Here is a 22156-nt window from a genome sequence, read left to right on the forward strand (position 1 = left end):
TTCTCACCAACATAATACCCCATGATTTTTCTTGAGCAGGCATCGGTGACAAGACTCAGATAAGCTGTTCCGGTGCGCAGTGGCAGATAAGTAATATCTGCACCCAGACCTGTTCCGGATGAAGCACCTTAATCTGCCCCGGACCGGGTTTGAGCAGATTAGGATGCCGATAAAACCGATGATGGCTGTTGGTCGTTTTATGATAAGCGCGTTTTACGGGTATCAAGAGGCGGTGTTCATTTAACAGCGTAAACAGGCGGTCCCGCCCGATATTCAGGCACTTGTTTGTCTCACTGTTCAGAAGATGATGGAGTTTACGTGTACCGATACGGGGCTGACGACACCGGATACGAGCAACAGAATCAAGTGCCTGAGCATCCTGCTCCTGACGTATAGTGTATCGAGCATTACACTGATACCATGCCTGTCTACTATGCCCCAGAAATTGACATGCCCGAGTTACGGTGACTCCGGAGCCCTGGTTTTGCGAGAAGACTTGCCGGGCCGCTTTTTTACGATACTCACTCCGTAATCACTTTTTAGAACGTTAATAACCGCTTCAAAAAACTCCGCTTTTTGATTTGCCAGTTTAAGCTGCTCTTCCAGTTCTTTGATTTTTTGTTCAGGTGTTAGAGGCATGTTTATCTTAGGCACGGACAGTCTCCTCTTTGAAAGACCTGGAGTCCCGGGGTTCCAGTCAAGCCGGCCGTACTTACGCAACCAGACAAGAACAGTAGAGCGTCCCTGGATACCATATCGTTGCTGAGCCTGTTTATAGGTCATTTCGCCTTTTTCAACCTGTTCAACAACAGCTACTTTAAAGGATAGAGGATAATCTCGTTGGGTGCGTTTGAACTCTGTCATCATCACGTTCTCCAGAATTAGAACAGGAACGTGTCAACGCTATTCAGGACGGGTCAGGATCAAGAAAAAAGCCTAAATAATTTTAGGCTCATCTAAAAATTTATCGGCGAATAAGTCTGCGATGCTCGACAAGTACACCGATGATATGAAATTTTTCTTTTGCTGAGCTTCTTACAGCATAGTCATTATTCAGGGGGACGAGTTCGAAAATATCCTGACCTTCGTCATCGTAACCTCTCGCGCGGTATTTTTTGAAAGTTGCTTCGTCTTCACCATTTTTAGCGACAACGAAATCGCCGGGATGAGGGGTTAACTCAGGGTCAACCAGAATCAAGTCACCTTCAACGAATTCTGGTTCAATTGATTTACCTTTGATTTTAAGCGCAAAAGTTCCTTGAGATATATTGCTTCCGCTTAGGATGTATTCAATATTACCCTCAAGGTCCCTGGCATAGCTCTTAGCACTCCATGCACCAGCCTGAACGTAATTAATCACCGGTACTTTTACTGCTCCAAGAACAGCAGGTAAGGCCTTGGAATGATCCTCTTTACCATAGAGCAAATATGTTTCACTCACCCCGAAGTATTGCGACAACTTAGATAGAGACTTTCCGCCGAGAACATTGAGATCCCGCTCCCAGTACCCAACCGTCACATCAGAAACACCAATCGCCTTACCAAGCTGACCCTGGGTAAGTTTTCGCTCTTGTCGTAAGGCGTAAATTCTTCTGCCGAGTGAACTCACAGTCACGTCTCCCAATAAAATTAGCTAAGTAATCTTAGTTTTTATTGGCCGAATTTAAATTGGAAAATAACATCTAAAAATTCTTAGCGAGGTGGCTATGACGACCGTAAAGTTAGAAAAGTACTTCGGTACCCCAAACAAGGCAGCAGCTTTTTTTAGCGTCTCACCCGAGGATTTTTATTAATGGCGAAAAAGACCTAGGGGATTAATCCCAAGAGGTAGAGCTGCAGAAGCCGATTCTAGAACTAACGGAAAACTTAAATTCAATCCGTCCCTTTACGGAAAGATTAACGGAAGTTCAGCTAAGTAAATACCACAGTATCGAGGTATGAACCGTAGATCAGAAGAACTGGAAAGTAGAGAAACAACCGGACTGGTGGCTATGCAGAGGCATCTGACTGGATTGGTGTAACGGAGAACGCGCTGTTTAACCGGCTGCGTCATGTCGGTGACCAGGTATTCACGATGGGCTGGGCTGATGTGTTGCAGAAAGCTGGTGGCACTCACCACGTTGCACATGCCGTTGCCAGAGCATCCGGTGGTGTCTTTGTCCCAATGCCGGCAGATATTGGCGAAATCGACAACGCAGATATTAATCAGCGGCTACTTGAGGCACTGGAACAGATCTCTGTCTATTCGAAACAGGTCAGGGAAGCGATTGAAGACGGTGTTATTGAGCTCTACGAAAAAGAAGCGATAGACGATGAACTTTACAGCGCGATCAGCAAGCTGCAGGAACACACAACGCTGGTTTACAGGATTTATTGCGAGTCAGAAAGGTTGAACGCCCCAAGTTGCAGCTCAGGGCGTTCGGGTGCGACCAAACTTACGTGTGGAGAATAATCGCATGAGCATTGTAACAGCAGAACGAAGACTCCCGCAACTCAGGGTACTGCCTGTCACTGGTGGAAAAGCTCCGGCCATTTACTGCTATGCGGTGATGGTACATGGCAAATGGGTACCGGTGAACCACAGCTTTGCGGAATGGGCTATGGGCGATGTGGCCAGCCTGAATAAACAGGAGGCAGTATGTGGAAGACGAGATCATTAAACCATGGTTTGAAAGATACAGGGACTGGCGGGGTATTACGGTGGAAACCGTTGGTGTCGATATTGCCAATCAGCGGGTTATACACCGGCGCCCTGGTTATGAGTTTGTGTGCGTCTGCCCGCGGCGTGACTGGTCAAAGAAATTCAGGAAGGTAGAGCAATGAGTGTGGAATTAAGTTCGCACGTCTGGGATGGCTGTGCTGCATCAGACGTTAAAGGCACTCAGTTACTGGTTATGGCGCGCCTGGCTGACTTTTCCAGTGATGAGGGTACCTGTTTCCCAGGCATAGACACCATCGCCCGCCAGGTTGGCGCTGGCCGCAGTACTGTAATCACAGCGATCACGCAACTGCAAAACGCTGGCTGGCTTACACTTAAGGAACGGCGTACCGGTAACCGTAATAAAACCAATATGTACTATCTGAATGTGAAGAAACTTCGCGATGCGGCATCTGCTTATTGCCCTGATAGTCCAGAAAATGAACATTCAAATACTGAACATTCAAATACTAAATATTCAGATTTGGAACATTCAGAATCTGAACGTACAGAATCTGAACGTTCAGAATCCGGAGAAAACACCGGTTTTGACCGTCCAGAATCTGGAGGGGATCCGTCAGTAACTTCCAAACCAGATCCATCAGTAAAATCAAAACCCTTTTGTCAGGTTGCGCCGCAACCCGACCCGGATGTGGTGATCACTGACCAGGCCAGAGAGGTTTTAAAACACCTGAACCAGACCACCGGCTCACGTTTCACGGCCTCGAACTCATCGCTGGAAAACATCAGGGGCCGTCTGCGGGAGAAATATACACCTGAAGAGCTGCAGCTGGTCGTCGATTATAAGACCGGGGACTGGCGGGGTACGGAGCAGGAGCAGTATCTCCGGCCGGCAACTCTGTTCATCCCGAAAAACTTCCCGGGCTACCTGCAGCGGGCTGGAAAGTGGGATACCGCCGGGCGGCCGAAGAAATTGAATGGCCGCTAGGCTAAGCCCGGGGCTATCACCAAAATCGATACACCGGACAGCGCCACGCCGGCCGGTTTTAGAGGGGCATGATGGAACTTGAAAACAGAATTATCGCGGTAATTGCGGAAAAGCATCCGGTGAAGTCCTATGAAATTTTCGCTGCGGTAGGCGGATCAAAAATTGAGTACAGCAGGACGATGAAGTTTCTGGTTAAAACCGGCCGCATTGATCGTGACAAATAGAACTACTTTACTATCTTTTTTAAGATCATATACGAGCCAACTAGAGATGTTAATGGAGGTGTTTTTAATACATATTGGATACTTCATTTTATGCATCAAATCTCCAATTAGTTACAATTTTTTTGTTTTTCATGATTCGCAAACTTAACTTTTCCAGAAGTTTTGTTGGTTTAATTACATGGTATTTATCGCGCCGGATTAATAATCAACGCGGAAGGAATAGCCACATACAATTTATATAAAGTTAACTCATGTAAAAATATTTACTTTGTATGTTAGAGATTCCTATGGCCGGCTAAAATCATAAAAGAAATGATAGTAGCCGGCTAAATTTATTTACAATGAACAGTTTTAAAGCTCGTCTAATTCTTTCGTCCAATTATTTTTAGTTGCCGTCCATCAAGGTTATATAATGCACTAGGCCTCCCAATGCCAAAATTACCAATGGAGTTTTCACTGTCAATCGAATTGTTTAAAAAAGTGAATATTGCTTCAGATGGTTTGACTGTAGGGGCGCAATTATTTAAAGCATTTAAAGCATTGGCCCTGAACTTAATTTTTTCACCGATAACAGCCAGTTCATTAATTTTTATTTGACGGAATTCTACTTTTGCACCTAAATTATCATCAGGAACTATTTCATATTGATATAGCATATGTTTTTTTGTTTTTTCACATTGAACACCAAAGATGAATTCAGCTTGATAGGCAACAAATAGTTTCTTCATTGAACCGTGTTTTTTTGCTTCTTTGAGTACGGCTTCTATTGAATGACAAACTACTTTGGATAAGTATTCACCTGTAAGAATTCCATCTAAATCTTTTTCCAAAAACATATCATCACTATAAATACCATTGGCTTTTAAATGCACCTCCTTCTCACAAGGCATTGCGATTTGATAACGACCATCCCTGTATATAGGATAAAGTTCTGAAAGATGATTTTTCATAGAGTTAATAATATGCTGAGCAACTAAAGAACTACCGGCAAATGCAATAGCACATGAACTTTCATAATTGTTTTCAGCGTAGCTATGAAAGTATTCACCACAAAAATTCAATCCTTTAACTCTAATAGGCAACTCTATTACTTTTTTAAACCCCTTGACTAATATGTTGTTGTTTTGGCTTATATGGCTGTCTGCAGCGAAATAAACTCCATTTTCCAATACACCCTTACTATAACCAGCAATAACAAGCGTCATATTAAATTTTCACCTTTTACAATTAAATGTTGGGTAATTAAAGCATAAATCTACGTTGATTAGTCTGCTTCTTTAAATCTTAACTGAAATATAATTGTATGAAAATAAAAAATCATATGGATAGTGTGTTTACAGCACTACAAGTAAAGGTTGTAACCATTCATTTAAAGATAATGGCACCGATACAAAAGTTTATAAAAACATATTCTTAACTACAGATGGGCGATGTATCAACTAACCTTCCTTTCTCCTGCTGTACAGGCATATGTGTTGTCATAACGGAAACCATTGCAAATGGCTATGGCACTGATGAATGAAACAGCAGGACAAATCTGTCACGCAATATCGCTAGGCTTGAAAAAGGTATCCATTATTTTTCTGACTGGCTCAGAACTAAAGGTGTTCAAGAACAGAGTTGCTAATAGTAACGCTGTTGGAAGCAATGCCAGAACACTGACTCTGTGGACAGAGAAGGGTGCCGCCCGTATGTCCAAGATAGTTGATACCAATCAAGCCTGGGATTTCTTCGAGAAACTGGAAGACAGTTATTTCAATCTGCGTGAAGTGTACGGCGTTATACTGCCCAACATAGATGATCCGATTCAACTGGGCAGAGGCTGATTTGATGCTATGAAATTAGCATGAAATTTTGCTTAGAGCGAACAGTGGATGTTAAACTGATAGCGTAACCTATCGGGATTAAATTTTTGGGGTTCTAACGAAAAAAAACGTGCGATTTGAAGTACCATTTCATTTCTCCTGCCACATTTTTGTTGAAGTACTATTGCAAATTATTGATATTAATGTGTAATATTGATTCCCATTAAAGGTTTTTTATATCAGTGTTTAGGTCGGGACATCCTTTTCAGCTTTGATAAGCCATTTTTTGATTTGATTTTTTTTAAGATAAGTAATATATATCAGTTAAAGGATTAAGTTGTGGTTATCGCATGGATTACATAAGGTTTTTCTCTTTGAGAGCTAAGTTTAATGTTCTCATTGAATTGATGAAAATATATTTTTGATTTTAATTCTAAAATTTATCTAAGATGGTGTTTCGTGAATACAGAACATAACCTAAAGAGTTTGGTCGAACTGGAGACTCAGATTGGAAGGCGTATTTCAGAGTTCGAGGGGAAACGAAGGGAGAATCAGAGGAATAATAAGTTTTTCTCTATCTCTCAAATTATATTGTCTGCTATTACAACTCTTCTTGTAGCTATCAATGCAGATGTTCATATGTTATTTGTTGCAATATTAACTCTTATTGTAAGTATGTGTTCAGGTATTGCAGGGCAGTTGCTGAATAAATTTATGTACCAAGAAAGAATGGCTATGAATATTGCTACAATTTGCTCCCTTTATGAATTGCAGCAGGTCATTACTATGGCAAAAAGGATTGAGGAAGATGATGCAAATAGTAAAATTACAATCAGAGATGTAGTGAAATATCAGGGCCAATATCAAAATATCCTGAATGCGGCTAATGGCCATTGGCAAAATAACATTCAAAACTCTAAAAGTTCAGAAAAATGATTTTTTTCTCTAAGATACTAACGCTTAATAAACTTCATATTGTTGAAAATGTAATTGGTTGTTTAGATGGCGGGAGTTATAAATCCGATTATTATCATATTGGCTATCCGGTGGGGAACCCCCCTCTTTTGCGCGGTTCAATAGTGATTGAGTTAAACCTAGATTTTCTCACTGAAAATATTGACTGCTTTCGCATGGGAAGTCCAGTTGACACTGGTGGTATTAAATTTGGCTTTCTCAATCCAAATATGGATAGAGAGCTTTTTCTTAAAATGGCGATCTGTGATTATGATAAGTTCTATTCTCTAATATCAGACCTAAATAGTCTTCCTGAATTATCTATAAATAGTATTAATAATCATACTTCCTGTGTGACATTAAAACCAGTCCTGACTAAGTATTTTCAAGACGTATTAATAAATTTTATGTATACCTCAGGAAATCCTCATTCTTGGCTTTTCGAGTTTTGTTTAGATTCGGGGTATGTTATCAAGGGAGAGCATATTAGGAAGTTATTTATTCCCAATACTTATCAATCTAACCCTAAGATAAGACAGTTGAGTAAATTACTCAAAGGTAAATTGGTAAAATATAATCCTAAATATGGAATCGAAGGGAGGATGTATTGATGACGTCATTTTATGTTGTTGGAGCCTATGAAGATTACAAACTGGATATTTTTCCCTCTCATGTTTCTCCTATCATTGCGGAATTTAATATGGGGCAATACCGGCGATGGGCTTATCGGATTGAAAATCCGTATAAAATAGTTCCTTCCCATGCCGTAGGTGTTTTTCATGACTCCATTGATAAAATGTTTCCATTTTTAACTTATAACCTTGTGGCACCAGTGATGTTAAGGCAGGATTCGCAAATTATCGCTATATCTAAAGATAAGTTAATAGTAGAGTGTAATGTCTATTTATTATGTTGTAAGATTTTTATTGAGGCTATTAAGAGAATAGAAAATCCAAAATTTTTATATCGTTCTTTAATATCTATAAAGAACTGTTTGACTTGATTTAATGTAACTAATTTTACGTTGAGTTAGAAGTAATCAATGTTACGAGTACATTATCTATCGCAGTCACAACATATATTGCTCCTTGTGAGTATTAATAATCAATTACTACTCTTAGATTAATCCATAATACGCTAAGTATAGCAAAGAAATACTACGGGGTATGTTACATGACTCAAACATAGGCATCCAGGTCGCTATGGATTTTATACATCATGTTGTTCTCTACTCAGAAAAATTAAATTTTATTAACTTCCGTTTCTGGCATAAAGTGGATGTAGTATCTCTATGTACTGGATATTTAATCAGCACCTGTAGTAAGCTTAGTGGTCTGGTGTATTTGCAGCACCACCAGCTCAGGTTGGTCCCGTTCATTTGCAGATGATGGGGCGGGACCGATACAAAAATAGTGTGGAGAATCATATGAAACAGAAATTCATTATCAATGAAGTTGCTGTATGCGATGACGATTGTTAATCGTATGAGAATTAACGATTTTCACCGGGATTCCGGTGGTGAAAAGAAGAACAACTCTTACGAATGGCTTAGGCTAAATCAAACTCAGGAACTGATAGCCGAGATTCAAAAAGAAACTACGGTGATTCCCGTAGTTACTGTTGAGGGCCGAAATGGCGGCACCTATGTCTGTCGGGAACTTGTGTACTCATATGCTATGTGGATCAGTCCGACCTTCCATCTGAAGGTTATCAGGACTTTTGATCACTACGCTACATCTGAAAATGTGCCTGATGTGTGCATGCTGTGGTAAACCTGCAGATGACCCGCACCACATCATCGGGTACGGTCAGGGGGGAACTGGTACGAAAGCCCATGATATATTTGTTATACCGCTTTGCCGTGATCACCATGACGAATTACACCGGGACCCGGCAGAGTTTGAAAGTAAATATGGCAGCCAGCTTCTGCTGCTTCTAAGAATTCTTGATCACGCCTTTGCAGTAGGTGTCATCAGGACTGATAAAAAATAAGTGTGGAGACAGAGATCATGCGTGATATTCAGCAGGTATTAGAACGCTGGGGCAACTGGTCAAAGCACCGGATTGAAAGCGAAACAGGCCATTCCTCTACTGCTGCCGGCTTCAAAGGGTTGCTTCCCGAACGTGGCTGTGGCATCAGCTGTACAGAGAACGATGCGCTTATCATCGATACCTGTGTTGGCCGGCTGAAACAGAAACGCCCTGATGAATACGCCTTGCTGGTGGACCATTACATCAAAGACATTTCAAAGCATGCGATAGGCAGAAAGCTGAAGCTGTCAGAGGGCATGATCCGGATTAAGTTTCAGATGGCCGAGGGGTTCATTGACGGGTGTCTGTCCATGCTGGATGCAGAGCTTGAGATGGACAACACGTTTTAGCGACAGAAACCCACCCGGTGTGGTCTTTTAAAGCTGCATCATGACCATTTTTATCAGACTCATTACAATAAAAATTGCATATAAAAATAACGCTAAAACTGAAAGGTAATAATAATTATCGATCCACTTTGTGATGCTTATATCAAGACTTCTCAGAAATTCGGAAACAGCAACCTTCTCTTTTGGTTGAAAAATTATTTTTTTACCATTTCTAAGTCTTGAGAAAAAATAAGACATTCCAAAAGACCCAAAAAAACCCATAGCCCCATAAAATTTATACAGTGGTGGTAGTTCAAATTTGCTATCGTGATAAATGGATAACAAAACGTTGTATTTTTCTTTGTTGATAGAAAAAATTACAAACTGTAAAAAAGTAATAAAAAAAGGGATGACGGCACATCCCATAGCTATGTAAAGCAGAATATATTTCATACTATTTTAGCCAAAGGTCGATGATATGATCGCTTGCTGAACCTGCAACAGTTCCACCGACTAATGAACCGACAGCAGCGCAAGCAACACCTCCTACGCCAGCGGTGGCTATGCCGACCGCAACGCAAACACCCATACCAGCAGACGCACCCAAAACACCGCCAGCCATGCCAGCGAATGTACCGCTTGTGAATTTCGCATATTCTTTAAACGCAATTTTCCCGCATTCCCTTTCGCGGCCTTTGCTGCATGCTTCAATCACATCATTAGTGGTTCCTGCAAAGGCGAATCCAATGCCAATATATCCACCCATCCTGAGGAATCGCGCCGCTCTGGCTGCATTGCCGACATAATACGAATATCCGGGTATACCACCCAGTCCCGCTGTGGACCACTCATGTACAATCGAACGGCTGGAGAGGTTTAACGCCCGTTTCATATTGTCATACTGTTGGAATTTCACGGTATTCCGGGCAAGGGATTTTAACAGTGGCTTGTTAACCAGTTCTTTTAACTGATTCAGCAGACGATTACGCTCAGTGAAAAACTGCTGACCGATTAATGTTCCCCGGGTACGAAACTGATTCTGATAGCTGGCCTCGATTTTTTTCAGGGTCTGGTTAATGGCGTTGAAATACTTTTCACCCGCATCTCCCGCAGTACTGAAAATCCTGTCACCGGCACCGGTCAGTGCGGCAATCATCCCGTAGTGTTTCTGCATAAACCCGGCATCTTCATCACTCAGGCCGGTAAATGCCGCGTTGGTGTTACTTTTTACCCGGCGGAGTGTTGTCAGCATCTGCATCGTCAGCAGGTCAGGTGCATCCGGGTCAGCCACAATCAGAATCTGGCCTGGTTTGAGGTACTGCGTATCTGCATTGAGTTTCATAAACAGGCGGGCGGCGGGGGAACGCACATCCCTGAATAATTCCCGTGCCTGATAATCCAGTGTACCTTGTCGTTTTGCTACGCAATATCCGAGGGCTGAGTTACGCGCCATGCTTCCTTTCTCCGTTGGTTGTTAACCGGGCGTGATGCCTGCCATACCTGGCACTAATCTGATAGCTCAGAAAATAACCGTATTAAATATAAAAAAAGAATACTGCGTTACGCAAAAAGTGTTGTAACTCTGCTAAGAGTGGTCACTGCGACACACTGCTTAATCATCGAAATCCTGCAGCTGGCGGGGTTTTTTCGTTTCGGGTGCATAATGATTTCATACAGGCTCTGCTACGGCAGGGCCTTTTTTATTTCTCATTTTATATATAGCCACTCGTCCCGGGAGGCGGAGTAACTAAAAATGCCAGGTCGTGCTCCGGATTCTTATGGGTTGTTCGCGTGGGTACTTATAACTGCAATGTCGATATATGGGGGCTTCGTGAAATACATCATCGATGTCCGTAACAATAAATTCTCCTGGAGCTGGTTAGCAGCACTGGCACAGGTGGCAATATCCGGCTTCGCTGGTTTTGCTGGCTATCGAGTCTGGCCTGAGTATTAATTACGTTCCGGTCGCCGCAGGGATATCTGGCACGATGGGCAGCGCTGCACTGAACTATTCCTGGGAACGTCTGACGGGGATAAAAAATGAAAATCAGTAACCGTGGTCTGGACTTGATTAAGCGGTCTGAAGGACTGCAGACGACGGCCTGTCTCTGCCCAGCGGGTATCCGGACTATTGGCTACGGTCACACGCAAGGTGTTAAGTAGGGCGATGTGGTCACCGGTCAGCAAGCTGATGCATTTCTGCGTGAGGATTTAGCGGTTGCTGAACTGGCTGTTAATACAAACGTTAAGGCTCAAATGAGCCAGGGCCAGTTTGATGCACTGGTATCGTTTGTATTCAATGTCGGTGCAGGGAATTTTGTCCGGTCCACGTTGTTGCGAAAACTGAACGCAGGCGATTATGACGGTGCCGTTGCTGAATTTGGCTGCTGGGTATTCGCAGGTAAAACCGTGCTGCCGGGGCTGGTCAGACGTCGTGCCGCAGAGCGTGAGCTGTTTCTGTCATGAGCGGGAGAACGCTCGTTATTGTCATTCTGCTGGCTGCTGTTGTGGTGTTGTTTCGTACCACGTTTTACTACCGGGAACAGAACACTGCTGCTGCGAGTCTGGCAGCTGAACGACAGGAAACAATCAAAGATATGCAGCGAAGGCAGAAAGATGTCGCGCTGCTGGATGAAAAATACACCAAGGAGCAGGCGGATGCTCGGCGTACTATTAAAAATCTTGAGTCCAACATTGCTGCTGATCGTAAGCGGCTGCGTGTCGCAGCAACCCGTAGGAAGCAACCAGCCACCTTCGGCAACATGGGCGATGCTTCCGGCACCCGACTTAATGACGCCGCTCAACGGGATTATTTCATTCTCAGAGAGCGAATCACCACCGTCACAGGGCAGGTGAAATACCTGCAGGATTACATCCGGCAACAATGCATGAACTAACCTGGCCTCGCTGACGCGGGGCTTTTTTTATTCCCAGTATAGCGAGAACCTTATGGCTCAACCTCCGGCCACACAATGGCCTATGAAAAATATTTTCAATCCCTGGCCGGTTTATACGGACGATGTGTCAAATGTGATTGCGGTCAAAATTGCCGGCATCCTGCCGCATACCGATGGCTCAATCACTATCGTGCCTGAAGGGGATTACTGCGCGGTTTATGAACCTCAGATGTTCGTAACAATATTTTCGCCTGAGGCGGGCGGCTATCTGATACGCGATTCTGATAGTCAGGATCTCTACATGCCTTCAGCAACGTTTGAAAGCACGGATAAAGCGGTTCCGCGAGGCTCTGACGGTCAGGATGGTCAGGATGGTCATGCCACACAGTTCTGCAGTCTGACGACAAAGACAATGAAACCGTTGAGTCTTGCAGGTGGCGACGGAGGAACGGATCCAAACTATTTACTTACATACTGGTATCAGAAACCATCCTGAGGAACTGAAATACTCAGGCTGTTTATGAGTACCTGAATACTAATGCGGTTTATTTATATCGGTGCAGGGAGGGAGTAATCAAAATGGCAGCACCAAAAGGCAACCGGTTCTGGGAGGCCCGCAGCAGTCACGGGAGAAATCCTAAGTTCGAAGCTTCCGGAGCATTGTGGCTGGCATGTTGCGAATATTTCGAATGGGTGGAAGCCAATCCGATGTGGGAAATGAAAGCATTTGCTTATGTGGAAAAAGCCATACAGGAAGCAGGTAATGCGTTAAAAGCCGGAGGGTCAAAAATGACTGTTGGTGCTGCTGAAAAAAGACTTTTCCGCGATCCGAAGATACCGGCGATTCTTAATAAAGAATTCAGCCGGGAAGAAGCCAGAGCCATCCGGAGAATGGGTATTGTAATGACAATCAGCGGGCTGGAAGCATGGCAGGCAGATTAATAGCGATTAATCCCTTGCCCGGAAATGCCTGAATTGAGTGAATTCAGACAATTGTGAGGATATTTAAAATGTCAGCAAACTCAGTATCACTTTCACTTCCCGTTGAAATTTACACCCTTCCAAGGCAGTTCAGCACCGTGTTTAACGGAAAAATTTATGTCGGTAATCCGGACACAGACCCGACAGCAGAGGTGAACCGCCTAACCGTTTACCATGAGGGTGAGGGCGGAACACTGACGCCCATAGCTCAGCCGATCAGCATTAACGCTGGCGGGTACCCGGTTATCAGCGGGCAGGTGGTGAAGCTGGTGGTCACACAGGATTATTCGATTGCGGTTTATGACCAGCTCGATGCCCAGGCCTTATATTTCCCGCGCTGCTCCGGGCCGTATGTGCTCAGGGTATTTCACGACCAGACCCTGCACGGTGAAGGGACCGAAACTGATCCATTGGGAGTAACGTTGTCGGAAAGTGCAGGTAACCTGCTGGAAATCCGGGACGATGGCCTCTACTACGGCACGTCAGCAGATGATGAAACCTTAAATCTGTATGTCGATGCTGTTAATGGCAGTGACGACAATATCGGATCGCGGGAGAAGCCTCTCAATACGCTGAACAGGGCCCTTGAATTGACCCCCGAAAATAAAAGTAACACCATCCATCTTAAATCCGGGCAGACCTTTATTCTGGACAGGGATGCAAATATTGTGGGCTGTACACGGATAATCCAACCGTATGATGATCCATGGATGGACGGGGATAAAGTTCCGGACATTACCTCGGCTAATCCAGCCTATTTTCCGTGGTGTGCTAAAGCACTGGCAAGACCCGTGATTAAAGCACACCTGAGTTATAACTCTGCGAACCACCGTTATACTCATAATCAGCTGTATCTGACCACCGGCGCGACCCTGAAAATGTTCGGTCTAATAATTGATGCTGTTCCTGATAACGACAGACAGGAAACCGGAGACTGGCTGCCATTCAATTTTGGTCCTATTTACGGTGACTCAGGCTGCACAATTATGTTTGGTGGATGCTATCTGATCACCAGCCCTGATAATCCGCCTGCCGATTATGATTACCCGTCAGTGGTTGTCGCAAGCTTATCTCAGGGGGGAATGCCATCATTACTGTTCTGCCGTTGTAATATCCTCAGTGGTTACTCTGTTGTTGAAATGCAATCATGTCCCTCCGGAAGCATCGCATGCCAGGATGACTGGCCGACTGAGTACGAGGTTGACTATGTCGAGGGGAATACTGCATCGGCATTTAAGGAAGGGGCAATAACAGGTATTTTGCGTGGGCCGAATAATGAGCCGCGTAATCTGATGATAAATATTGTGATTTAATTGGAGTGATTATCATCCTCAAATGCACTGTCGGATCGTGATTTAGCGGAGTTTTCGGGAGTTGAATTCGCAGCTATTTTCCCGCGTAAGAGCGCTACTTTTAGCAGACTTTTACCATCTTTTTACAATTTTTAAATTTCAGGTAATAAAAAAGCAGCCGTAAGTGGCTGCTTTTTTTGGATTATTTGGTCGGCACGAGAGGATTTGAACCTCCGACCCCTGACACCCCATGACAGTGCGCTACCAGGCTGCGCTACGTGCCGACTCTGTGGCTACAATAGTACGGAATATCCGACAAAAAGCAATATCCTTAGCGGCTAACTGTGTTATTTATCATCAGTTTGCGATGAAGCGTTTTTCTTGGGTTAGTACCTGCAGTAGTAACTCCAGCTCCGGCCGCTGTTTGTCCAGTTTACGGCCATTAACATCATAAGTGGTGTAATTACCGTCATTATCCAGAACCAATGTCAGTTGTGGAGTGGTAATGATCAGACGGTTATCATTATTGCTGGTCACCCACTGATGCTGACGCTCCGGACTGAACAGGTCTTCACCCTGCGAGTAATCCTCAGGCGGGGTAGTGACTTTCAGTAATCGCTGCATCACGGTGGTCATGATATCCTGCTGATCGGTTAGATGATCGATGGTCTGTGCTGGCGTTGATGGCCAGTGCAACACCAGTGGCACCTGGATCAGACGGCGATCCCCGTCATTATCCTCAGAGCTGCGTGGGTCGATACCCCGGGCAGCGGTAATGATCACCACTGTATTTTTCAGCGCATCTTTTTGCTGTAAAGCGGTTAAGATGCGGCCTATTTGCTGGTCAGTGGACAATGCACTGCGATGATAATCGGCATTACGTGTCGTCGGCGTATTACCGTTATCGCTAATCCCGTTCAAGGAGACCCAAGAGAACCAAGGGGTAGTGCTGTTTTGCTGGCTACTGTACCAGTCTTGCCACTGTGTGACTGTTTGCGAATTGTTCTGTCTGCTGGCTGCCGGCAGTGAGTAATCGGCCAGTAGTGCTTGCCGATATAAGGGTTGGCTGAAACCATCGGAAGAAAATAACCCGAACTGATAACCCTGCGCATTCAGTGTCGAAAGCAGTGCAGAAGGCATCCGGTTGGCAAGAATACCGTTCATGTAACTGGCAGAAATCCCGTAGAACAGCCCGAAGAGTCCACTTTCCTGTTGGGTACCCGAACTGAAATGTTGGCTAAAGCGGACATTCTGGGTGGCGAACTGGTTAAGTATCGGGAAGTCATCAGCCAAATGCGAACCTTCCGCTTGGTTAAGGGTGATCAGCAGTAAATTGTGCGGATGCGTATTACTGGCGGACTGAATATCGCTGAGCGGATAGGCCACCGATACTGCGTCCGGGTCACCCTGCTGGATCAGACGGCGCTGATATTCCTGCGGATCCAATAGACCATGTTTTTCCAAGAAGCGTCGCGCCGTCATCGGATAGGAGAGCGGCAGGTTTGCTTTCTGCATGGTGATTGGTCGGTAGAAGTTGGCATCTGCCCAGATATACATCATATGACTGGACACAAAAGACAGAATAAACAAGAGTGCCAAGGGCTTACCGAAACTGCGCCGGTTGAGGCTGCGTAATTTCTGCCAACTCCAGGTGGCAAACAGCATCTGCACCAAGAAAATCACCGGCACAGCAATAAACATCAGTTGCCAGTCACGGCTCATCTCACTCTGCTGTGGATTGATCACCAAGTCCCAGACCACTGGATTGAGATGCAGGTGAAAACGGTTGAACACTTCACTGTCGACCAACAGCAGTGTCATGCCACTGGTCGCAATGATGGCCGAAATCACCCTGAGTAGGCGTTGTGACATCACCACAAAGGTGAGAGGAAAAAGCACCAACAGATAAGTGGCAAATACCAAAAAGCTGAAATGGCCGATCCAGCTACAATAAGCATAAACTCTGCCTGCCAGCGAGGCAGGCCAGTCAGTGACCAGCAGGTAACGGCTACCCAGAATAAGCGCAAAAAAGATATTGAACAGGGCGAACCAATGCCCCCAGCTTATCATCCGGGAGACTTTTTCCCTGTAGCTCTGCTGGCTGTTTACCATAGGGTTCAGATCACGTCATTAATGTGCATGGTCATCACGTACCGAGGCCTGTAGGGCTTCTGCAAAGGTACGCGCTAAGGTACGACGTTGCGCTGGCGCAACGCTGGAGTTGAACAGGTTCGTCACCATATTTCCGAGTACCATCAGGGAGAGGTCGGTGGGAGCCTGATCTTTTTCGAGTACTTCTGCAAGTTCTGCGAGCAGGCGTTCAACGCGCTCGTCACTGTATCTGGATGATTGTGGCATATTATAAAATTAATTGAGTCGTAAAAGGCGGCTATTCTACTGCAAACACGACTTTTTTTCTGCAACTTTATTGTCTGATTTGCTTCAAGATAACGCTAACTGACAGTGAACGGTAGAGGATAGTTGGCGGCGATGATCGGAATTTAGTTTTTCTATTTCAAATGCTTAAAGAAAACCTCTCCCTATGCCTGTAGGGCTTGGGGGCAGTGTGCGTTCGGCAAATAACATTGAAACACAGGCAGGGCAGTGGTTGAATACGCGTCTGCAAATGAAGGAGAGACTGCCATGAGTCTGGATATTGACCAGATTGTTGTACATCAGTTGATTAAACGTGAAGAAGATCAACTGGAAGTCGTGCTGCGTAATTCGTTGCTGCCTGCCAGTGAAGCGGTTGCTGACATGCTGGAAGAGCTGCATCGGCTGTACAGTGCGAAGAACAAAGCCTATGGGTTATTCACTGAAGAGAGTGAATTGGCAGCGTCCCTGCGGGAATGCCGACAGGGTCAACAGGATTTTCTGGCCTTCAGCCGCGCGGCTACCGGAAGATTACGCGATGAACTGGCAAAATACCCGTTCGCCGATGGCGGCGTGGTGTTATTTGCTCACTACCGTTACCTGGCTACTGAATATCTGCTGATTTCGGTACTTAACAGCCAGAGCAGCATGCGGGTCAATGAAAGTTTGGATATCAGTACCACCCACTATCTGGATATTAACCATGCCGATATCGTCGCGCGCATCGATTTAACTGAATGGGAGGTGCAGCCGGACTCTCAGCGTTATCTGACCTTCCTGCGTGGACGCGTCGGGCGTAAGGTTGCCGATTTCTTTATGGATTTCCTCGGTGCGACCGTCGGCCTGGATACCAAGGCGCAAAACCGCAGTCTATTACAGGCGGTCGATGACTACTGCGAAGAAGCCAGCCTCGATAAAAAAGAGCGTCAGGAATACCGGCAGCAGGTTTACAGTTACTGCAATCAGCAGTCCCAGGCGGGAGAGGAGATCAGCGTTCAGGAACTGTCTGCTGAGTTACCGGAAATCGGTGAGCGCAGTTTCGGTGATTTTACCCGTGAGCAGGAGTATTCACTGGAAGAGAGCTTCCCTGCGGATCGCAGTACGCTGCGTCAGCTCACCAAATATGCGGGGAGTGGCGGGGGACTGACCCTGAATTTTGATGCCATGCTATTAGGAGAACGCATTTTCTGGGATCCGGCTACTGATACCCTGACCATTAAAGGGACGCCGCCGAATTTGCGTGATCAGTTACAGCGCCGTACCGGGCCAAAAGGTGGATAACGCCCATAAAAAAACGCCGCATAATGCGGCGTTTCTTCTCACTCAGTCAGCGATTACGCGCGAACGAAGTCGATGTGCTGCAGTTTTGGCTTGAACGGGTGACGCTGAACAGCCTGAACTTTAACTTTAGTTTCTTTACCTTCAACAACCAGGGTCAGAACTTCAGAGTAGAACTCTGGGTTCGTCTGCATGTTGATCACATAGTCGTGGTCCAGTTCAATTGAAACAGCTGCTTCATTACCGCCATAAATGATGGCTGGGAATTTTTTAGCTGCACGCAGGCGGCGGCTCGCACCCTTACCCTGCTCTTTACGAGTTTCTGCATTAATAGTAAACATCATTATTTCTCTTGGTAATTCTGTTACAGGCGACCCAGCAACAGAAGGTTATTCAAAAGCGCCTTCACAGGATGTAAAAGCGCGCGGCATTATAACGGCTCAGCCCGCTACGGGCAAATAAAAAACTACCGGCCCGCTCTTCAGCGCAATTGATGGGCTTTGCGGAAACGACCTTGGTAATCAAAGACCTTATGGCGGATCTGCCAGTAATTGTTTTTACTCCGCGCCACGATAAAGTCGGGATAACGGAAATGATCGCTGAGCGCCACCAAGTCCGCAGCGCTTTGCCATGAGAGGGCCACCCCCGGCGCTTTATGGTGAGGGCGAATAAACAACTGTTCCAATATATGGCGCTGTGCGGGAGTTTGTAGCCGAAAACGTTCGCTGACTTCGGTGCCATCCTCATCGTAATAGCTGACCTTAAAACTGTCACCACGGCTGTCTTGTTCAGCTTTTAGGACCATGCCACCACAGCGTAGCACCAACGCATCTTTCAGTTTTAGCGCTGCTTTCAGCATATCATCGGGGTCGGTTAGCACCGCCTGGCACTGATGACACACCCGGGCAGCGATATCGTTTTCCGCATTACAGTGTGGACAGGATTTAAAACGAAAGCGGAAATCGCACTGTAATTTATCACCGTCTGGCGGCTCAATGACCCCCTGGCAGCGGCGGCCAAAGTGTTCGATAAGCGTGCCGTCGGCCGCGGTCTTGCCCCAGAACGTATTGGCAAAGCCACAGGCAGGACAAAACACTTGTACCGGCTGATTATCGCTAGCCCCTTTTGGCGTCCCGATTTCTGGGCTGTAGAGATCGTGGGGATTGCCCGCGTAATCGAGGATCAGGCAATCGGTTTTACCCGGTGATAAGCGTAGCCCGCGACCGACAATTTGCTGATAAAGGCTGACAGATTCGGTAGGACGCAAGATAGCGATAACATCGACATGGGGGGCATCAAAGCCAGTGGTTAACACCGATACATTAACCAGATATTTGATCTGCTGTTGTTTAAAGGCATTCAGCAATCGGTCACGTTCTGCACCAGGAGTCTCGCCACTGATCAGCGCACTGTCCTGCGGCAGTAAACCGAGAATTTCCCGAGCATGCATGACAGTGGCAGCGAAAATCATCACCCCTTTTCGTGATTCTGACAGTTCGACTATCTGGCGGACGATGGCCGGGGTAACCCGTGGCTGTTTACTGATCTGTTCATTCAACGCTCGCTCGGAGAACAGACCTTGCTGCGTGGCAAACAGGGCGGAGAAGTCGTAATGGATCACCGGCATATCCATCCGCTGCGGCTCGGTCAGATACTGATTCTTAATCATATAGCGCAATGGTAATTCATAGATGCATTCGCGAAATAGGGCGTTTTCATCACCGCGCACCATACCGTGATAGTGGAAATGGTAGATCCAGCCTTTACCGAGGCGGAAAGGGGTAGCGGTCAAACCGAGTAAACGCAATTCAGGACAGCGCTCGCGCAGATGGGTGAGTATGGTCTGGTATTGGCTTTGCTTATCGTCGGCAATGCGGTGGCACTCATCGACAATCAGCAAGGAGAAGGCATCGTCGAAAGCGTCAAGATTACGGGAAACCGATTGAACACTGGCGAACACGACTTTTTGGGTGCTCTGTTTTTGTTGTAATCCTGCGGAGAAGATCCCCGCATCCAGCCCCAATGCCTGATATTTTGCATAGTTCTGGGCGACCAGCTCTTTAACATGAGCCAATACCAATACCCGCCCCTTGGCTTTTCGCGCCAGTTCGGCGATCACTAAGCTCTTTCCTGCCCCGGTCGGCAGGACGATCACCGCCGGTTGTCGGTGTTTGCGGAAATAGCGGATGGTGGCATCCACCGCTTCCTGTTGATAGGGACGCAGGGTAAAAGACATATACTCACTTTTTTAAACACGCAGCTAAGGAATTTCAAGCCATCACTGACAGCAGGACCGGGTTCACGGTATACTGGCGGCCTGAAAATGACGGTCTGCGTCATTGTATTAACCCTTCGCTGCAACAGGCAAAAAGAAATTCATGCGACTCGATAAATTCATCTCTCAACAACTGGAAGTCAGCCGGGCGATTGCATCCCGTGAAATCCGTGCCCAGAAAGTGACCGTCGATGGGGACATTGTCAAAGACAGTGCCTTTAAAGTCACGGCCGACCACGAGGTAGAGTACGACGGTAACCGCTTACAGATGATCACTGGCCCACGCTATTTTATGCTGAATAAGCCGCAGGGATATGTCTGTGCCACCGAGGATGAAGAGCATCCGACCATCCTCTATTTCATTGAGGAACCACTGGCTTGGAAACTGCACTCTGCTGGGCGTCTGGACATTGATACCACCGGCCTGGTCCTGCTCACTGATGACGGTCAGTGGTCACACCGCATTACTTCACCGCGCCATCACTGTGCTAAAACCTATCATGTCACACTGGATACGCCGCTGGATCCGTCGGTTGCAGCTAAGTTTGCAGAAGGCGTGGCATTGCATGGCGATAAAGAACTGACCAAACCTGCGGTATTGGAGGTGATCACCCCGACAGAAGTGCTGCTGACTATCAGTGAAGGGCGCTATCACCAAGTGAAACGCATGTTTGCTGCGGCCGGTAACCACGTAGTGGCCTTACACCGCCAGCAGATTGGTGACATTGTACTGGATGACGATCTCGCCCCCGGCGAGTACCGCGAACTGACCCATGAAGAGATCGACAGTATCGGTCTACCTGCTGAATTACAGCAAACCTCTACCCGCCGTAAATGATCGGCGCTGAGCGCCGTGGAGAGACATTGTGAAATTGATCGTCATTCTAGGCTTACTGGCGATGTTGATGCCGCTGTCCATCGACATGTATCTGCCAGCGATGCCCCAGATTGCCCACGAGTTAATGGTCTCTTCCGGCCAGGTGCAGATGACCTTGAATGTGTACATTCTTGGGTTTGCCGTCGGTCAGCTGTTCTATGGCCCGCTATCTGACAGCCTAGGGCGCAAAAAGGTCCTGTTACCGGGGATTGCGATATTTATCTTGGCGGCGGTAGGGTGCGCACTGTCTGGTAGTATTGAGCAGTTAATTGTGATGCGTCTAATTCATGGGTTAGCCGCGGCTTCTGCTGGCGTGGTGATCAATGCAATCATTCGTGATTCTTACGCCAGTGCGGAATTTTCACGGATGATGTCAGTAATGATGCTGATCACCACCTTAGCGCCGTTGCTAGCGCCGATCCTAGGCGGCTGGTTGCTGATGACCGGTGACTGGCAATCTGTATTTTGGGCACTGGCGCTGGCAGCGCTGGCAGGTTTTACTTTGGTCTGCCTGCGGGTAAAAGAATCTCTCCCTCCGGCACGGCGTCAACCCCTGCATTTTCGTACTATCATCAATAATTTTGTGATCCTATTTCGTAACAAAACGGTATTTGCCTTGATGATGGCCAGTGGCTTCTCGTTCGCTGGGCTATTTGCCTTCTTGAATGCCGGTCCCTTTATTTACATCAGCCTTTACCATATTTCACCGCAACACTTTGGTTACTATTTTGCGGTCAATATTGTGGTGCTGTTTATCATGACCTTTATTAACACCCGGTTGGTAAGGGTCACGGGGGCATTATTTTTATTTAGGCTGGCGTTGAGTATTCAGTTTATTGCTGGGTTGGCATTGCTGGTGGTTTGTGCGCTGGATCTCGGCCTGTATCCGTTGATTGCCTGCGTAGCGCTGTTTATCGGGTGTGTGTCGATGGTTTCCTCAAACGGGATGGCGGTGATCCTCGATGAATTCCCACACATTGCCGGCACAGTTTCCTCCCTAGCGGGTACGCTGCGTTTCGGTATCGGTGCCCTGACTGGGGCATTGCTCTCTCTGTTCAGTTTCAGCAGTGCCTGGCCGATGGCGGCCACCATCGCGGGGTGCGCGAGCTGTTCAGTATTGCTGTTCTGGTATGCCAGTCGGGCAAAGGGTAGGGCGGTCAAACACGTCTAACCCGAACGACTTATCGCTCATA

Annotated in this window: 24 protein-coding genes, 1 tRNA gene and 6 pseudogenes; 21 read left to right on the plus strand and 10 right to left on the minus strand. The window is 46.3% G+C overall.

Features of this window, described 5'->3' with window-relative positions; translation table 11 throughout:
• A pseudogene (locus DW47_RS17280) lies at positions 1-867 on the minus strand (IS3 family transposase); the annotation flags it as partial.
• A 97-nt stretch (positions 868-964) separates the two neighbouring features.
• The gene (locus DW47_RS0111570; protein ID WP_029686579.1) at positions 965-1609 is read right to left on the minus strand and encodes a LexA family protein; all 645 of its coding nucleotides are present in this window, start codon (positions 1607-1609) and stop codon (positions 965-967) included.
• A gap of 347 nt (positions 1610-1956) precedes the next feature.
• Between DW47_RS0111570 and DW47_RS16420 the strand changes: the two are divergent.
• The 5 genes and pseudogenes from DW47_RS16420 to DW47_RS17510 form a co-directional block, all read left to right on the plus strand.
• Positions 1957-2452 (plus strand): annotated as a pseudogene (locus DW47_RS16420) (YmfL family putative regulatory protein); the annotation flags it as partial.
• A 4-nt stretch (positions 2453-2456) separates the two neighbouring features.
• Complete coding sequence (locus tag DW47_RS17030) at positions 2457-2660, plus strand: hypothetical protein (RefSeq protein WP_071846644.1); 204 nt, start codon at positions 2457-2459, stop codon at positions 2658-2660.
• Entirely contained in the window at positions 2641-2823 is a 183-nt protein-coding gene (locus DW47_RS0111580; protein WP_029686580.1) for a DUF4222 domain-containing protein, read from the plus strand. The genes DW47_RS17030 and DW47_RS0111580 overlap by 20 nt, the downstream gene beginning before the upstream one ends.
• Entirely contained in the window at positions 2820-3647 is an 828-nt protein-coding gene (locus DW47_RS0111585) for a conserved phage C-terminal domain-containing protein (protein WP_029686581.1), read from the plus strand. The genes DW47_RS0111580 and DW47_RS0111585 overlap by 4 nt, the downstream gene beginning before the upstream one ends.
• A 68-nt stretch (positions 3648-3715) precedes the next feature.
• A complete protein-coding gene (locus tag DW47_RS17510) occupies positions 3716-3871 on the plus strand; it encodes a hypothetical protein (RefSeq protein WP_161606705.1) in 156 nt (51 codons plus the stop codon).
• Between the two features lie 362 nt (positions 3872-4233).
• On the opposite strand, the gene DW47_RS0111595 is transcribed toward DW47_RS17510, so the two are convergent.
• Positions 4234-5076, minus strand: coding sequence for a hypothetical protein (locus DW47_RS0111595; protein ID WP_029686582.1), 843 nt, complete (start codon positions 5074-5076; stop codon positions 4234-4236).
• 294 nt (positions 5077-5370) lie between these two features.
• On the opposite strand from DW47_RS0111595, the gene DW47_RS16425 reads away from it, so the two are divergent.
• The 7 genes and pseudogenes from DW47_RS16425 (at position 5371) to DW47_RS0111625 (ending at position 9011) form a co-directional block, all read left to right on the plus strand.
• Entirely contained in the window at positions 5371-5697 is a 327-nt protein-coding gene (locus tag DW47_RS16425) for a hypothetical protein (RefSeq protein ID WP_051150923.1), read from the plus strand.
• A gap of 438 nt (positions 5698-6135) precedes the next feature.
• Positions 6136-6612: an SLATT domain-containing protein gene (locus tag DW47_RS0111605; protein WP_029686583.1), complete on the plus strand. Its 477-nt coding sequence runs from the start codon at positions 6136-6138 to the stop codon at positions 6610-6612.
• Positions 6609-7241 (plus strand): hypothetical protein, encoded by a 633-nt coding sequence (locus DW47_RS0111610; protein ID WP_029686584.1) that lies wholly within the window; start codon positions 6609-6611, stop codon positions 7239-7241. Before DW47_RS0111605 ends, DW47_RS0111610 begins: the two co-directional genes overlap by 4 nt.
• The gene (locus DW47_RS0111615) at positions 7241-7633 is read left to right on the plus strand and encodes a hypothetical protein (RefSeq protein WP_029686585.1); all 393 of its coding nucleotides are present in this window, start codon (positions 7241-7243) and stop codon (positions 7631-7633) included. The genes DW47_RS0111610 and DW47_RS0111615 overlap by 1 nt, the downstream gene beginning before the upstream one ends.
• Before the next feature lie 481 nt (positions 7634-8114).
• On the plus strand, positions 8115-8402 hold the full coding sequence (locus DW47_RS0111620; protein ID WP_241430750.1) for a KilA-N domain-containing protein: 288 nt from the start codon (positions 8115-8117) through the stop codon (positions 8400-8402).
• Positions 8386-8622: pseudogene (locus tag DW47_RS17035) on the plus strand (DUF968 domain-containing protein); the annotation flags it as partial. The gene DW47_RS0111620 and the pseudogene DW47_RS17035, both read left to right, overlap by 17 nt.
• 17 nt (positions 8623-8639) lie before the next feature.
• A complete protein-coding gene (locus tag DW47_RS0111625; protein WP_029686587.1) occupies positions 8640-9011 on the plus strand; it encodes an antiterminator Q family protein in 372 nt (123 codons plus the stop codon).
• Between the two features lie 27 nt (positions 9012-9038).
• Here DW47_RS0111625 and DW47_RS0111630 read toward each other — a convergent pair whose 3' ends face one another.
• Positions 9039-9443: a hypothetical protein gene (locus tag DW47_RS0111630; RefSeq protein WP_029686588.1), complete on the minus strand. Its 405-nt coding sequence runs from the start codon at positions 9441-9443 to the stop codon at positions 9039-9041.
• 1 nt (position 9444) lies between these two features.
• Positions 9445-10443: a hypothetical protein gene (locus tag DW47_RS0111635; RefSeq protein WP_029686589.1), complete on the minus strand. Its 999-nt coding sequence runs from the start codon at positions 10441-10443 to the stop codon at positions 9445-9447.
• A 357-nt stretch (positions 10444-10800) separates the two neighbouring features.
• Here DW47_RS0111635 and DW47_RS16435 point away from each other — a divergent pair.
• The 6 genes and pseudogenes from DW47_RS16435 (at position 10801) to DW47_RS16665 (ending at position 14181) form a co-directional block, all read left to right on the plus strand.
• A pseudogene (locus DW47_RS16435) lies at positions 10801-11044 on the plus strand (phage holin family protein).
• Positions 11031-11456, plus strand: a pseudogene (locus DW47_RS16440) (lysozyme). Before DW47_RS16435 ends, DW47_RS16440 begins: the two co-directional pseudogenes overlap by 14 nt.
• Positions 11453-11887, plus strand: a complete 435-nt coding sequence (locus DW47_RS17705) for a lysis protein (protein WP_029686590.1) — start codon at positions 11453-11455, stop codon at positions 11885-11887. The pseudogene DW47_RS16440 and the gene DW47_RS17705 overlap by 4 nt, the downstream one beginning before the upstream one ends.
• Before the next feature lie 52 nt (positions 11888-11939).
• Positions 11940-12383, plus strand: a complete 444-nt coding sequence (locus DW47_RS0111655) for a hypothetical protein (protein ID WP_029686591.1) — start codon at positions 11940-11942, stop codon at positions 12381-12383.
• Between the two features lie 83 nt (positions 12384-12466).
• Positions 12467-12643: pseudogene (locus tag DW47_RS17840) on the plus strand (DNA-packaging protein); the annotation flags it as partial.
• Positions 12644-12897: 254 nt separating this feature from the next.
• Entirely contained in the window at positions 12898-14181 is a 1284-nt protein-coding gene (locus DW47_RS16665; RefSeq protein WP_051150925.1) for a phage tailspike protein, read from the plus strand.
• Between the two features lie 186 nt (positions 14182-14367).
• Here DW47_RS16665 and DW47_RS0111670 read toward each other — a convergent pair.
• The 3 genes from DW47_RS0111670 to DW47_RS0111680 all read right to left on the minus strand — a co-directional run bounded on the left by DW47_RS0111670 (position 14368) and on the right by DW47_RS0111680 (position 16518).
• Positions 14368-14444 (minus strand) — tRNA-Pro (locus tag DW47_RS0111670).
• Positions 14445-14517: 73 nt separating this feature from the next.
• The gene (yejM, locus tag DW47_RS0111675; protein WP_029686594.1) at positions 14518-16272 is read right to left on the minus strand and encodes an LPS biosynthesis-modulating metalloenzyme YejM; all 1755 of its coding nucleotides are present in this window, start codon (positions 16270-16272) and stop codon (positions 14518-14520) included.
• An 18-nt stretch (positions 16273-16290) separates the two neighbouring features.
• Positions 16291-16518, minus strand: a complete 228-nt coding sequence (locus DW47_RS0111680) for a YejL family protein (RefSeq protein ID WP_029686595.1) — start codon at positions 16516-16518, stop codon at positions 16291-16293.
• A 285-nt stretch (positions 16519-16803) separates the two neighbouring features.
• On the opposite strand from DW47_RS0111680, the gene yejK reads away from it, so the two are divergent.
• On the plus strand, positions 16804-17814 hold the full coding sequence (gene yejK, locus DW47_RS0111685) for a nucleoid-associated protein YejK (protein ID WP_029686596.1): 1011 nt from the start codon (positions 16804-16806) through the stop codon (positions 17812-17814).
• A 53-nt stretch (positions 17815-17867) separates the two neighbouring features.
• Here the strand turns inward: yejK and rplY are convergent, their stop codons facing one another.
• Together rplY and radD are read right to left on the minus strand one after the other, a co-directional pair.
• Positions 17868-18152 carry a 50S ribosomal protein L25 gene (rplY, locus tag DW47_RS0111690; protein ID WP_029686597.1) on the minus strand — a complete coding sequence of 95 codons (285 nt, stop codon included), beginning with the start codon at positions 18150-18152 and terminating at the stop codon, positions 17868-17870.
• A gap of 140 nt (positions 18153-18292) precedes the next feature.
• Entirely contained in the window at positions 18293-20047 is a 1755-nt protein-coding gene (gene radD, locus DW47_RS0111695) for a DNA repair helicase RadD (RefSeq protein WP_029686598.1), read from the minus strand.
• A 142-nt stretch (positions 20048-20189) separates the two neighbouring features.
• Here radD and rsuA point away from each other — a divergent pair, with 142 nt between their 5' ends.
• Together rsuA and DW47_RS0111705 are read left to right on the plus strand one after the other, a co-directional pair.
• Positions 20190-20924, plus strand: a complete 735-nt coding sequence (rsuA, locus tag DW47_RS0111700; RefSeq protein WP_029686599.1) for a 16S rRNA pseudouridine(516) synthase RsuA — start codon at positions 20190-20192, stop codon at positions 20922-20924.
• Between the two features lie 28 nt (positions 20925-20952).
• On the plus strand, positions 20953-22134 hold the full coding sequence (locus tag DW47_RS0111705) for a Bcr/CflA family multidrug efflux MFS transporter (protein ID WP_029686600.1): 1182 nt from the start codon (positions 20953-20955) through the stop codon (positions 22132-22134).
• Positions 22135-22156 lie beyond the last annotated feature (22 nt).

The sequence above is a fragment of the Tatumella saanichensis genome (assembly GCF_000439375.1).
GTDB lineage: Bacteria > Pseudomonadota > Gammaproteobacteria > Enterobacterales > Enterobacteriaceae > Tatumella > Tatumella saanichensis.

Coding starts and splice junctions, on each gene's coding strand:
- DW47_RS0111655 (WP_029686591.1), top strand. CDS start 11,940: ATGGCTCAACCTCCGGCCACACAATGGCCTATGAAAAATATTTTCAAT.
- DW47_RS0111630 (WP_029686588.1), bottom strand. CDS start 9,443: ATGAAATATATTCTGCTTTACATAGCTATGGGATGTGCCGTCATCCCT.
- DW47_RS0111610 (WP_029686584.1), top strand. CDS start 6,609: ATGATTTTTTTCTCTAAGATACTAACGCTTAATAAACTTCATATTGTT.
- DW47_RS17030 (WP_071846644.1), top strand. CDS start 2,457: ATGAGCATTGTAACAGCAGAACGAAGACTCCCGCAACTCAGGGTACTG.
- yejK (WP_029686596.1), top strand. CDS start 16,804: ATGAGTCTGGATATTGACCAGATTGTTGTACATCAGTTGATTAAACGT.
- DW47_RS0111680 (WP_029686595.1), bottom strand. CDS start 16,518: ATGCCACAATCATCCAGATACAGTGACGAGCGCGTTGAACGCCTGCTC.
- DW47_RS0111615 (WP_029686585.1), top strand. CDS start 7,241: ATGACGTCATTTTATGTTGTTGGAGCCTATGAAGATTACAAACTGGAT.
- rsuA (WP_029686599.1), top strand. CDS start 20,190: ATGCGACTCGATAAATTCATCTCTCAACAACTGGAAGTCAGCCGGGCG.
- DW47_RS0111595 (WP_029686582.1), bottom strand. CDS start 5,076: ATGACGCTTGTTATTGCTGGTTATAGTAAGGGTGTATTGGAAAATGGA.
- DW47_RS16425 (WP_051150923.1), top strand. CDS start 5,371: ATGGCTATGGCACTGATGAATGAAACAGCAGGACAAATCTGTCACGCA.
- yejM (WP_029686594.1), bottom strand. CDS start 16,272: ATGGTAAACAGCCAGCAGAGCTACAGGGAAAAAGTCTCCCGGATGATA.
- DW47_RS16665 (WP_051150925.1), top strand. CDS start 12,898: ATGTCAGCAAACTCAGTATCACTTTCACTTCCCGTTGAAATTTACACC.
- DW47_RS0111625 (WP_029686587.1), top strand. CDS start 8,640: ATGCGTGATATTCAGCAGGTATTAGAACGCTGGGGCAACTGGTCAAAG.
- DW47_RS0111620 (WP_241430750.1), top strand. CDS start 8,115: ATGAGAATTAACGATTTTCACCGGGATTCCGGTGGTGAAAAGAAGAAC.
- DW47_RS0111585 (WP_029686581.1), top strand. CDS start 2,820: ATGAGTGTGGAATTAAGTTCGCACGTCTGGGATGGCTGTGCTGCATCA.
- DW47_RS0111635 (WP_029686589.1), bottom strand. CDS start 10,443: ATGGCGCGTAACTCAGCCCTCGGATATTGCGTAGCAAAACGACAAGGT.
- DW47_RS17510 (WP_161606705.1), top strand. CDS start 3,716: ATGATGGAACTTGAAAACAGAATTATCGCGGTAATTGCGGAAAAGCAT.
- rplY (WP_029686597.1), bottom strand. CDS start 18,152: ATGTTTACTATTAATGCAGAAACTCGTAAAGAGCAGGGTAAGGGTGCG.
- radD (WP_029686598.1), bottom strand. CDS start 20,047: ATGTCTTTTACCCTGCGTCCCTATCAACAGGAAGCGGTGGATGCCACC.
- DW47_RS17705 (WP_029686590.1), top strand. CDS start 11,453: ATGAGCGGGAGAACGCTCGTTATTGTCATTCTGCTGGCTGCTGTTGTG.